Consider the following 12,208-nt stretch of genomic DNA (forward strand, 5'->3'; position numbering starts at 1 on the left):
GGCCGTGGGGTGTTGGGCCGGTGGTTCGTCCCCGGCGAGTTCCTCGTCGAGCTCGTCTTCGAGGTCCCGGCGGTAGTCGTCCTTGACGAGCCGCCACCAGATGAACAACGCGAAGCCGGCGAAGACCACCCATTCCACGGAATAGAAGAGGTTTAGCCAGTTGACCTGCTGCACGGGCGGCTGCGGGCCGATCCGGAGGGGTTTGACGTCGCCGGTGGCTGAGGCCCCGACGTCGGTGCCGCCGGCCAGTTCGGTGCTCGCCGCGACAAAGCCCGGGTAGCTGCTGATGTTCCAGTCGTTGATGAGTTCGGCGACTGAGACGGCGCTGGCGCGGCCGGGCCCGGGATCGGTTTGCGGCAGCGGGGACTCGGACGGAAGGAGCCGTCCGGTCAGTTCGATGGTGCCCGGCGGCGGCGCCACGGCGTCCGCGGGATCCGCGACCCAGCCGCGCGCGACCGGAATCCAGGTCTGCGGCGTGGCCCCGCGGCCCAACAGGGCCGGGGCATCCTTGACGGCGAAAGCGGAAACGATCCAGTAGCCCTTCGCCCCGTCGTTGAGCCGTCCCGGGACCAAGACCTGCTTCTGGGGGTCGTAGCTGCCGGTGGCGGAGACCATCTGGTCAGCCACCGATCCGGGGAAGAACCCCCCGGGTTGCAGGACCGAGGTGAGCGGGCGCGTCTCCTCTGTTGTGGTGGAGACTGGGGCTTCCGCCTGCGTTGAACGGCCAAACTGCCACTGGCTGAGCAGCACAAAGACCCCGGAAATGGCGATCGCGAACACGAGTCCTGCGATCCAGCGGGGTTTGAGGGCAGTTTTCAGCACCTCTTAACCGTACTTCGTCCCTGTGTAGAACAGCGAAACGGGGCAGCAGTTGGGCCTGACCAGAGTGGGGCAGCCGGGTCCCTGCGTGGCGACGGAGTCGACACGAAAGGCCCTGCCCAGAGTGGGGCAGCCGGGTCCCTGCGTGGCGACGGAGTCGACACGAAAGGCCTGCCCAGAGTGGGGCAGCCGGGTCCCTGCGTGGCGACGGAGTCGACACGAAAGGCCCTGACCAGTGGGGCAGCCGGGTCCCTGCGTGGCGACGGAGTCGACACGAAAGGCCTGCCCAGAGTGGGGCAGCCGGGTCCCTGCGTGGCGACGGAGTCGACACGAAAGGCCCTGCCCAGAGTGGGGCAGCCGGGTCCCTGCGTGGCGACGGAGTCGACACGAAAGGCCCTGCCCAGAGTGGGGCAGCCGGGTCCCTGCGTGGCGACGGAGTCGACACGAAAGGCCCTGCCCCAATCTCAGTGGTCGAAGAACACCAGGCTGGAATTGATGAGTTCGGCGATCACTTCGGCGTCGTAGGCGCGGCGCAGCGACTCGCGGAAGGACTCCTTCGACAGTGAGCGTGCCAGCGTCGCAAGCACTTCGAGGTGATCGGAAAAGGAACTCGCCGGAGTGGCGATGAGCAGAATCACAGTGGCCGGGCCGTCCGCCGCCCCGAAGTCCAGCGCCCTGCCGTACTTCGTGATGCCGACAGCGATGGAGGTCTGGGAGACCAGCTCGCTGCGGGCATGCGGCAGCCCCACGCCGCCGGGCAGGCCGGTGGCGAGCTGGTGCTCCCTGGCATTGACCTGTTGGAGAAATCCCTCGAGATCGGAAATTCGTCCGGCCGCATGCATGCGTTCGGCGAGCTGGGAAGTGGCGTCGAGCTTGTCCGTGGCATCCATTTCGAGGATCACCATCTCGGGCGTGGTGAGCTCGGCGTCGTACCGGTCCAGTGGTTCCGCCAAGAGATGTCCCTTCGAAGTGGCGTCAGTGCACGCCGGCCGGCAGTCCAATGACTAGCGTTGTAATCTCCACTGCCGGCCGGTGCTGCGTCTCAGCGCAGGGGCACGATGTCCTCCACGCCCAGCCGTGCGGCGTCGGCGGATTCGTCGTCCGGCTGCTGCTGGCTCAGGCGCTCGGCATCAACCCGGGCCAGATAGTGCTTGATTTCGCCCTCGCGCTGCGCATCACTCCAGCCGAGAACGTCTCCCATTAGTTTAGCGACTACCGGGGCGGCGGACACACCGCGGTCCCACGCCTCAATCGAAATCCGGGTGCGGCGGGTCAGGACGTCCTGGACATGCCGGGCGCCCTCGTGAGTGGCCGCGTAGACGGCTTCGGCGGCCAGATAGTCGTCCGCGCCCGGCAGGGGCTCGGCCAGTTCCGGGCTGTCGGCGATGATCGCCAGCACCTCCGGAGCCATGGCACCGTAGCGGTTGAGCAGGTGTTCGATCCGGGCCACGTGGACGCCGGTCTCCTCCGCCATCCGGTTCCGCTGGTTCCATGCGGCCTTGAAGCCGCTCGCTCCCAGCAGGGGGATGGACTCCGTGCAGCTGGGCGGGACGCGCTCGTCCATGCTGCGCGTTGCCTCGTCGACGGCATCCTTGGCCATCACCCGGTAGGTGGTCCATTTGCCGCCTGCCACCACCACGAGACCCGGCACGGGGTGGGCCACCACGTGTTCCCGGGAGAGCTTCGCGGTGGAATCGCTTTCCCCGGCCAGCAGCGGGCGCAGCCCCGCGTAGACGCCCTCGACGTCCTCGCGGGTCAGCGGGCGCTTGAGGACCTTGTTGACGTGCTCCAGCAGGTAGTCGATGTCCTTGGAGGAGGCCGCCGGGTGGGCCTTGTCGAGGTGCCAGTCGGTATCCGTGGTCCCGATGATCCAGTGCCTGCCCCAGGGGATCACGAACAGGACGGATTTCTCGGTCCGCAGGATCAGCCCTACCGTGGACTGGATCCGGTCGCGAGGCACTACCAGGTGGATGCCTTTGGAGGCCCGCACCTTGAGCTGCCCGCGGTCTGTCACCATGGCCTGCGTTTCGTCGGTCCAGACTCCGGTGGCGTTGATGACCTGCTTGGCCCGGATGTTGAAGCTGGAGCCGTCCTCGTGGTTGACCACCTTGGCGCCGACCACGCGCTCGCCTTCGCGCACGAAGTCCACCACCGACATCTGGTTGACCGCGTGGGCGCCGTAGTGCGCCGCGGTGCGCACGAGGTTGGCGACGTACTTGGCGTCGTCGACTTGCCCGTCGTAGTAGCGGATGGACCCGACGAAGGCGTCGTCCTTGAGGCTGGGGGCGGCGCGCAGGGTTCCGCGCCGGGTCAGGTGTTTGTGGAAGGGGACGCCGCGGCTGTGCCCGCCGGTGATGGACATCGCGTCGTACAGGGCGATTCCGGCGCCGACGTAGGGCCGTTCCAGGAACGGCTTGTGGAGCGGGTACAGGAACGGGACCGGCCGGGCCAGGTGCGGTGCCAGCACGGAGAGAATGAGGCCGCGTTCGTGCAGTGCCTCCTTGACCAGGCCGAAGTCGAGCATTTCGAGGTACCGGAGGCCACCATGGATAAGCTTCGAGGAACGCGACGACGTCCCCGCGGCCCAGTCATTCGCCTCTACGATGCCTACGGTGAGCCCGCGGGTGACGGCGTCGAGGGCGGCGCCGGCGCCCACGATGCCTCCGCCCACGATCAGGATGTCGAGCTCTTTGCCGGGGGCGGTGCTGCCCCTGAGCACAGTGATTGAAGCCTCGCGTTCCGCAGGCCCAAGGGCACCTCCGGCCACGGCAGAACCGCCGGCAAAACTGTTCATGTCACGCCTCCATCCGGGTCAAACCTCGTAGGGCACCAGACTACGTCCAAGTTTCCCGGATGGGCAGGGCCAAACAAAGGCCGGTGTGGCGTTCAGTTTCCGGCGTACGGCGAGACGACGACGTCGACGCGCTGGAATTCCTTCAGGTCCGAGTAGCCGGTGGTCGCCATGGAACGGCGCAGCGCCCCGATGAGGTTGGAGGTGCCGTTGGTGTGGTGGCCCGGCCCAAACAGGACCTCTTCGAGCGGCCCCACTGTCCCGACGTTGACCCTGTCGCCGCGGGGCAGTTCGACGTGGTGGGCTTCCTGGCCCCAGTGCCAGCCCTTGCCGGGGGCTTCGTCGGTGCGGGCCAAGGCGCTGCCCAGCATCACGGCGTCGGCGCCCATGGCGATGGCCTTGACGATGTCACCGGAGGATCCCATGCCGCCGTCGGCGATCACATGGACGTAGCGTCCGCCGGACTCGTCCATGTAATCGCGGCGGGCGGCCGCGACATCGGAGATGGCCGAGGCCATCGGCGAGTGGATGCCCAGGGCGCGGCGGGTGGTGGTGGTGGCTCCGCCGCCGAAGCCGACCAGCACGCCGGCGGCACCGGTGCGCATCAGGTGCAGGGCCGGGGTGTAGCCGGCCGCCCCGCCGACGATTACGGGGACGTCGAGCTCGTAGATGAACTGCTTGAGGTTCAGCGGCTCGTGGTCCTTGGAGACGTGCTCTGCCGAGACGGTGGTTCCGCGGATGACGAAGATGTCGACGCCGGCGGCCACCACGGTCTTATAGTGCTCCTGCGTCCGCTGCGGGGTCAGGGAGCCGGCCACCGTAACACCGGCGGCGCGGATCTCGGCGAGGCGCGAGGTGATCAGCTCGGGCTGGATCGGCGCCTGGTAGAGCTCCTGCATGCGCCGGGTGACGGCGGGACTGTTGGTCTCGTCCGCGAGGCCCCCGATCTCGTCCAGCACGGACTGCGGGTTCTCGTACCTGGTCCACAGCCCTTCGAGGTCGAGCACACCGAGTCCGCCGAGGCGGCCCAGGGCGATGACGGTTTCCGGCGACATGGCCGAATCCATCGGCGCCGCGATGACCGGCATGTCGAACTTGTAGGCATCGATCTGCCAGGAGACGGAGACGTCCTTGGGGTCACGTGTGCGCCGGTTGGGGACGATCGCAATGTCATCCAGGGAGTAGGCACGACGCCCACGCTTGCCTCGGCCAATCTCAATCTCGTAAGTCACTGCTCTAGGTTATCCCAGCCGACGCGGGGCGCCGCTTCGGCGTACTGTGTCCGTCATGCTTTGGCACCACGGGCAGCGGTGGATTTTCGACGGGCACATTGCCGGGATCGGCACGGGCTCGGGCCTGCGCGCGGTGGTGGGGCTGTGGGCGCAGTCCCCGTTCGCCGCCGTCCGGCCCGCCGTCGGCTTCGGTTTCAGCAGTGTCCCGCCGCGACCCAGCCTGGCCCGCGTGCGGACCACCATCGAAGGCCCTCCCCTCACTCGCCGCTGACGTTCTCGGTATCCGGGACGGTCAGCTGGGATTCGAACATCCGGAAGTAGCGGCCGCGGAGCGCCACGAGTTCCTTGTGGGTGCCCTGTTCGACGATGCTGCCGTCCTCGAGCATGTAGACCACGTCAGCCTTCTCGATCGTGGCGAGGCGGTGGCTGATGGCGATGATGGTACTGGCGCGGTCAGCGAAGAGCCTCGTGAAGATCCGGTGCTCGGCCAGCGCGTCGATGGCCGACGTCGGCTCGTCCATCACCATGAACGAGGCGTTGCGGTAGAAGTTCCGCGCCATCGCCAGGCGCTGCCACTGCCCGCCGGAAAGGCCGGAACCCTTCCGACCGCGCGGGTCCTCCATCCAGTTGCTGACATGGTTGTCCAGGCCGTTGGGCAGTTTGTTGATGAACTCGAGGGCTTCGGCATCCGCGGCGGAGCGACGGACCCGACCGTCATCGCGGGGCGAATCGACGTCGCCGAAGAAGATGTTTTCCGCCGCGGTGGCGAATTCGTATTTGAGGAACTCCTGGCTGAGCACCGCCAGGTGCCGGTGCCAGGACGTGACGTCGACGGCGGCGAGGTCCACGCCGTCGAGCATCACCTGCCCGGAATCGGGACGGTACAACCCGGCCAGGATGCGGATCAGGGTGGACTTGCCGGCACCGTTCTCCCCGACGATCGCGATGTGCTGGCCCTGCCTGATGGTCAGCGAAATGCCGCGGATCACTTCCAGTTCGCTGCCGGTGTAGGTGAAGCGGATGTCCCGCAGGTCCACCGTTTTCGGCGCCTGCAGCAGGGGCGGGGCGTGGCCGGACTGCACCGGCAGCGCCATGAAGAGCTCGTAGTCCTTGAGGTTCGCCAGGTCCTCGTCGATCGAGCTGAGCGAGGAGACGAGGTTGTTGGCGGTGGACAGGGCGCGGCTGACAATCTGCTGGACATAGAGAAACTGCCCCACCGGCTGGGCGCGGGCGATGATCTGGCCCACCACCCAGATCAGGGAGACGACCTCGGCGCCGTACTGCAGGGCATCGGCCGCGAGCTGTTTGGGAATGTAGCGTTTCTGAAAGTCCAGCCGGCGCTTTTCGTCGGCGTCCCGCAGCCGGGAGCGCAGCCCCATGAGGTAGCCGACGATCCCGTAGAGCCGCATCTCGGCGATGTGCTGCGGGCGCAGGAGGTTGGTTTCAATCATCCTGCGCTGCCTGCGGGAATCGACTTGGGTGTTCCAGTGCGCGATCTGTTCGCGGGAGAGCTTGAACTGCAGGTAGACGCTGGGGACGATCGCGATCAGGACGATCACGGCGATCCACCAGCTGACCAGCAGCAGCGCGCCGATGGCCAGGAGCACGGAGACGAGCTGGGTGAAGATGGCGGCGATCCGGTCCAGGACGCGGGCATAGGAATCGGAGAAGCGCTTGGCGCGGTCGTACAGGTCCACGGTCTCTTTGTCGTCGTAGCGCCAGAAGTCCAGGGTCAGGAAGCGCTCGTACATGAGATCCCCGACTATCGCGCCGACCCGGAAGCTCATGAGCTGTTGGATGTAGCGGTCCACGCTGCTGAACGATCCCCAGAAGAGCCCGAGTGCCGCGGTGATGATGACGTAGACGACGGCCTGGCCGCCGGCGTCGGCGTCGCCCGCGTAGGCGGCGGCCAGCGCCGTGGTGGTCAGGGCGGCAAAGTACGTCGTGACCAGCGGCAGGAGCGCCGAGATCAGCGAGCCGAGGACCTTCATGACGACGGCGGCGGGCGAGGCCCGGAAGCTGACCCGCAGCACCTGCGCCACGGCGCGGGCGTAGGGCTTGAGCGCGAGCTTGCGTTTGGGCGCACGTGCCGGCAGGAGTTCGGACATGCCTCCAGCCTAGTTCCGCGGCCCGGAGCCGGCGTGAGCGGCACCGCCGCTGGAAACGGGCCGCCGTAAGCCGCCCTAAGAAGGGTGAGCCTGCCCCTTAAGGGGGTGAGCCCGCCGAAACTGTGGTTTCGGCGGGCTCACCCGTTCTGGCAGAGGGTCTTAGCGCGACCCGTAGTTCGGGGCTTCGACCGTCATCTGGATGTCGTGCGGGTGCGATTCCTTGAGCCCGGCCGGGGTGATGCGGACGAACTTGCCGCGCGCCTTCAGCTCGGCCACGGTTGGTGCGCCCGTGTAGAACATGGTCTGGCGGAGGCCGCCGACCAGCTGGTACGCCACCGACGACAACGGACCGCGGTACGCGACCCGGCCCTCGATGCCTTCCGGGATGAGCTTGTCGTCGCCGGAGACGTCCGCCTGGAAATAGCGGTCCTTGGAGTAGGAGGTGTTCTTCCCGCGGGTCTGCATGGCCCCAAGGGAGCCCATGCCGCGGTAGCTCTTGAACTGCTTGCCGTTGACGAAAATCAGGTCACCCGGTGATTCGTCGCAACCGGCCAGGAGGGAGCCGAGCATCACGGTGTCGGCGCCGGCGACGAGCGCCTTGCCGATGTCACCGGAGTACTGCAGGCCGCCGTCGGCGATCAGCGGGACGCCGGCCGGGATGGCAGCCTTCGCAGACTCGTAGATGGCCGTGATCTGCGGGACGCCCACACCGGCAACCACGCGGGTGGTGCAGATGGACCCGGGACCGACGCCGACCTTGATGCCGTCGGCACCGGCGTCGATCAGTGCCTGGGCACCTTCGCGGGTGGCTGCCTGGCCGCCGATGATGTCCACGTGCGCCGCAACGGGATCGGACTTGAGCCGGCGGATCATCTCCAGCACACCCTGGGAGTGGCCGTTAGCGGTGTCCACGAAGAGGGCATCCACGCCGGCGTCCACGAGCGTCATGGCGCGTTCCCAGCCGTCGCCGAAGAAGCCGATCGCCGCGCCGACGCGCAGGCGGCCTTCGTCGTCCTTGGTGGCGAGCGGGTACTGCTCGGCCTTGGTGAAGTCCTTGGTGGTGATCAGGCCCTTGAGCCGGCCCTGCTCGTCAACGAGCGGCAGCTTCTCGATCTTGTTCGTGGCCAGCTTGTGCGAGGCTTCCTCGCGGCTGATGCCGACGTGCCCGGTGACGAGCGGCATCTTGGTCATGACGTCGCTGACCAGCCGCAGCGGGAAGTCGGATTCGGGCACGAAGCGGGTGTCGCGGTTCGTGACGATGCCCAGCAGCCTGTTGCCCTCGTCCACCACCGGGAGACCGGAGACGCGGTAGCGTGCGCAGATGTCGTCCAGCTCGGCCAGCGTGGCCTCGGGGCCGATGGTCAGGGGGTTGGTGATCATGCCGGATTCGCTGCGCTTGACCCGGTCCACCTGGTCGGCCTGGTCGGCGATGGAAAGGTTGCGGTGGACGACGCCGAGGCCGCCCTGGCGCGCCATGGCGATGGCCATGCGAGACTCCGTGACGGTGTCCATCGCGGCGGAGAGCAGCGGGGTCTGGACCGTGATGCGCTTGGAGATCCGGGAGGACGTGTCCGCTTCCGAGGGGATCACGTCGGTGTGGCCGGGCAGGAGCAGGACGTCGTCGTACGTCAGGCCGATGAAGCCGAAGGGATTGTGTTCGGGCTGGGTCATGAGTGCGCCTCTTACCTTGGGTTACGGGGTTCACGGGTAGGGGTTGCAACAGATGACCAGCCCGTCATTACGGGTCTGGTCTGTGCAGAAGGTTGTGCAGCAGGTTGTGCAGAAGTCCTGAATAAATAGTAGAACCTTGGCGGCGATAGCCATATTCCGGGGCAGTAATGTGCGGCTCAATGTGAGCCGTCCCATGCCCGCACGTCTCCCCGACCGCCCAAACCGGCCCTGCGGCCGCCCCAGCCGGGATCGGCCGCCCCAGCCGGGATCGGCCGGCCTATTTCCAGCCGGTGGCGGCGAGCAGCCGCTTTTCGAACATGGGGATCATGGTCTGGACGTAGGTCTTGGTCAGGTGGTTGTCGTCCTTGTAGACGTACACGTTGCCCACCACAGCGGGGCAGGTTCCGTTGGCGCAGATGAAATCGCTCATGTCCATCAGGTGCAGCCTGGGCACCTGGCCGCGGTAGGCGTCAAGCGGCGAGGACCCCGCGAGCGATTCCTGCTCCGGCACGTTGCATTCCGCCGCGTCCTCGCCGTTCTTCTGGACGCACTCGGGCATGTTGATGTTAAAGCGGGGGTTGTCGCGGATGCCCACCACGTCCATGCCGGCGTCGGTGAAGGGTTTGATGCCCTCCAGGTACTGGGGCACTTCGGTCTCGAACGGTGCTTCCTTGTGGGTCAGGGACGCAACCGTGAAAACGGCGTCGGGGTGGTGGTCCAGTACGTACTGCGCGCTGGCCCTGTTGAAGGCGTTGCAGTCCGCGTCCCGCTCCGGGGATTCCCCGCCGAAGCGGCAGTTGCCCTTCAGGAGGGTGACCACTTCCCAGCCGTGGCTCTTCGCAATGGGGCCCAGCGCCGCCATGTACTGCTGGGCATGCGAGTCACCGAGCACCACGATCCGTTTGGTGACCTTCTCCGGCTTGTTGTTCTGCAGGCAGCCCTGCAGCAAGGGGTCGCTGGGGACGTTTCCGTCCGTGCACAGCCCGTCAATGTCGGCCCACTCGTTCTTCATCGCTGCCGGTGCGGGGATGATTCTCGCCTCCGGCGTGGGTTTGCCGGCGTTTTCCGGTGCCAGGGCGGCCGCGCCGGGGGTCAGCTCCTTGGGCTGGGATGCCGCCTCGGCCTCGTCGGCGACGAGCTGGCTCTGCCAGACGGCGACGGGACCGGCCAGCAGCGCACCACAGGCGGCAATCACGACGGCGGTACGCCACGCCCGGCGCTTGGGCCAGTGCCATTCGCGCAGCGGCTTCTCGACGAAGCGGGTGGTGAGCACGGCCAAAACGACGGACGCGGCAACGATGCACAGCCCCTGAAACAGGTTCGGCGCCGTGATGCCCGCCCCGGCGAGGGCCAGGACCAGCAGCGGCCAGTGCCAGAGGTAGAGCGCGTAGGAGTTGTCTCCCAGCGCCACCAGGGGTTTCCAGGTCAGGAAGCGGTCGACGCCGAAGCGGCTGCCGCTTTGGCCGGCGGTGATGATCGCGGCGGCGGCCAGCGTGGGCCACAGCGCGATGAATCCGGGGAAGGAACGGTCCACGGTCAGCAGCAGCCCGCAGGAGAGCATGGCCACCAGGCCGGCCCAGCCCAGTACGATGCGCAGGATCTTGCCCGGCTTCATGTACGGCAGGGCGAGGGCCAGGAGCGAGCCGAGGGCGAACTCCCAGAGCCGGGCGCCGGTATCGAAGTACGCGTGGGCCTGGTTCGTTGCGGTCTGTTGAATCGAGTACGCGAGGGACACGGCGAAGATGGCGCCGAAGGCCGCTGCCAGCAGGGACCGGTAGCGCAGCAGCACGTGGTTCTTTCCGTTCCGGCAGCTGTACACGCGCCGGAGCAGGCTGGAAAGAAGTGCCGTGCCGGCAAAGACGAGAGGCCAGAGCACGAACACCTGGCCCTGGATCGAGAGTGACCAGAAGTGCTGGAGCGGGCTCGCGCCCGAATGGTCCTGGGCGTAGTAGTCCACGGCGCTATCCGCCAGAAGCCAGTTCTGCCGGTACAACAGGGAGGCCCAGGCCTGCTCAAGGACCTCGGGCCAGCGGCTTTGCGGCAGGATGGCCCAGGTGCCGGCGAGGACGCCGAGAATCACGACGACGACGGCGGGCAGCAGGCGCTTGAGCAGATGCATCCAGTGGCTCAGCAGCCGGAGCGGCGCGCCGCTTTCGACCTTCCGCGTGAAGCTGAGCGTCATCAGGAATGCCGAAATCAGAAGGAAGATGTCTACGCCGCCGGAGACCCGCCCCAGCCACACATGGTAGGTGACCACCATGAGGACCGCGAGGGCGCGAAGGCCCTGGACTTCGGGTCGGTAGCTTGTTTTTCGGCTCGACGGAGAACCGGCGTCTGCCCTTGGCGGGGTGACGATGGTTCGCTCGCTCGACACAAATAACCCTTCCGGCCAGTTTCCAAAACATCAATGTTACCGAAACGTAATTTTCTTGGCCAATCGCCGGCGCCCGCGGGAAGCCTTCCCGCGGCCCTGGCGGCAGCCTTCCCGCGCCCGGAGGACGGCGCACCCGCGGAGCCGGCCGGCGGCGCCGGCCCCGGCGCGGTCGTGGCGCGGAAGCTAGGCTGGACGAGTCTGAGGAGGCCGCTAAGTGATCGTGCAGCTGCGCATTTGTGTCCCGGGTGAGTTGTCCGGAGTTGTTGTCGAAAGTTGTACAAGTCACGTCGGCGTCTCGGAAGTCGCGCTGGCCAAGGGCGCTTCCGTCATGCCGCCCGGGGACGTTATCGAGGTCCTGCTGGCGCGCGAATCCGTGGAGGGGCTCGTGGAGAAGCTCCACGTCCTCGATGTCCAGCAGCGGGGATCAATTTCGGTCACCGAGCCGGACCTGGTGCTCTCGGACCGGTCCGACAAGGCGGAGGCGGAGGCACCGGGTGAGGGCGCGGACGCCGTGATCTGGGACGAGGTGTCGCGGCAGTCCGGCGAAGATTCGCGCCTGACGTGGACGTTTCTGACCTTCCTGGTCCTGGCGACCCAACTGGCGGCCATCGGCATCGTCACGGACTCCACCATTGCGATCGTCGGTGCCATGGCCGTGGGCCCGGAGTTCGGCCCGCTGGCTGCGCTGGCCGTGGCCCTGGTCCGGCGCCAGCGCCGGCTCGGACGCGACGCGGCGCTGGCCCTCGGCGTCGGCTTTCCCGTCGCGATGCTGGCTGCCGCCCTGGCCGCATGGCTGTCCGTGCCGCTCGGGCTGTTTCCGCGTGACGCGCTGGACCGCGGTTCAGCGGTTGAATTCATTTACCACCCGGGCCCGTATTCCCTGATCGTCGCCGTGCTGGCCGGCATAGCCGGGATGCTGTCGGTCATCAGCCGGCGTTCAGCGGCGCTGGTCGGGGTGTTCATCTCGGTCACCACGGTGCCGGCGGCGGGGTTCGTGGCTGTGGCACTGGTCCTGGGCGAGTACCAGAAGGCGGCCGGCTCCGCCCTGCAGCTGTTCCTGAACCTGCTGGGAATCGTGGTGGCCGCCGTCGGGGTTCTCATCTTCTACCGGCTGGTGACCAAGCGGCTGCCCCCGGACGCCGCAATCCGGCTGCGGCGCCGGGCGGACCGTTCACGGCGCTGACGGCCCGGCGCTGACGGCCGGCCGCGTGCC

At 67.4% G+C, this 12,208-nt stretch carries 9 protein-coding genes; 2 read left to right on the plus strand and 7 right to left on the minus strand.

The genetic code is table 11. From position 1 onward, the window contains the following. The 4 genes from LQV16_RS15480 to LQV16_RS15495 form a co-directional block, all read right to left on the minus strand. The coding region (locus tag LQV16_RS15480; RefSeq protein ID WP_229994792.1) for an SURF1 family protein at positions 1-822 on the minus strand (822 nt) is incomplete at its 3' end. Positions 823-1,283: 461 nt separating this feature from the next. After that, positions 1,284-1,772, minus strand: a complete 489-nt coding sequence (locus tag LQV16_RS15485) for a PTS sugar transporter subunit IIA (RefSeq protein ID WP_229994793.1) — start codon at positions 1,770-1,772, stop codon at positions 1,284-1,286. Between the two features lie 89 nt (positions 1,773-1,861). Next, positions 1,862-3,613 (minus strand): glycerol-3-phosphate dehydrogenase/oxidase, encoded by a 1,752-nt coding sequence (locus LQV16_RS15490; RefSeq protein WP_229994794.1) that lies wholly within the window; start codon positions 3,611-3,613, stop codon positions 1,862-1,864. A gap of 92 nt (positions 3,614-3,705) precedes the next feature. Continuing rightward, complete coding sequence (locus LQV16_RS15495) at positions 3,706-4,842, minus strand: GuaB3 family IMP dehydrogenase-related protein (RefSeq protein WP_229994795.1); 1,137 nt, start codon at positions 4,840-4,842, stop codon at positions 3,706-3,708. Between the two features lie 55 nt (positions 4,843-4,897). On the opposite strand from LQV16_RS15495, the gene LQV16_RS15500 reads away from it, so the two are divergent. After that, positions 4,898-5,113 carry a hypothetical protein gene (locus LQV16_RS15500; protein ID WP_229994796.1) on the plus strand — a complete coding sequence of 72 codons (216 nt, stop codon included), beginning with the start codon at positions 4,898-4,900 and terminating at the stop codon, positions 5,111-5,113. Here LQV16_RS15500 and LQV16_RS15505 read toward each other — a convergent pair. The 3 genes from LQV16_RS15505 to LQV16_RS15515 form a co-directional block, all read right to left on the minus strand. Beyond that, the gene (locus tag LQV16_RS15505; RefSeq protein WP_229994797.1) at positions 5,100-6,950 is read right to left on the minus strand and encodes an ABC transporter ATP-binding protein; all 1,851 of its coding nucleotides are present in this window, start codon (positions 6,948-6,950) and stop codon (positions 5,100-5,102) included. The genes LQV16_RS15500 and LQV16_RS15505 overlap by 14 nt on opposite strands. Positions 6,951-7,109: 159 nt before the next feature. After that, a complete protein-coding gene (gene guaB, locus LQV16_RS15510; RefSeq protein ID WP_229994798.1) occupies positions 7,110-8,621 on the minus strand; it encodes an IMP dehydrogenase in 1,512 nt (503 codons plus the stop codon). 277 nt (positions 8,622-8,898) lie between these two features. Next, positions 8,899-10,977, minus strand: a complete 2,079-nt coding sequence (locus tag LQV16_RS15515) for an acyltransferase family protein (protein ID WP_229994815.1) — start codon at positions 10,975-10,977, stop codon at positions 8,899-8,901. A 232-nt stretch (positions 10,978-11,209) separates the two neighbouring features. Here LQV16_RS15515 and LQV16_RS15520 point away from each other — a divergent pair, with 232 nt between their 5' ends. Beyond that, positions 11,210-12,178 carry a DUF389 domain-containing protein gene (locus LQV16_RS15520; RefSeq protein WP_229994799.1) on the plus strand — a complete coding sequence of 323 codons (969 nt, stop codon included), beginning with the start codon at positions 11,210-11,212 and terminating at the stop codon, positions 12,176-12,178. Positions 12,179-12,208: the final 30 nt, after the last annotated feature.

Origin of the sequence: Arthrobacter sp. Bi26 (assembly GCF_918697925.1) — a bacterium.
Taxonomy (GTDB): Bacteria; Actinomycetota; Actinomycetes; order Actinomycetales; family Micrococcaceae; genus Arthrobacter.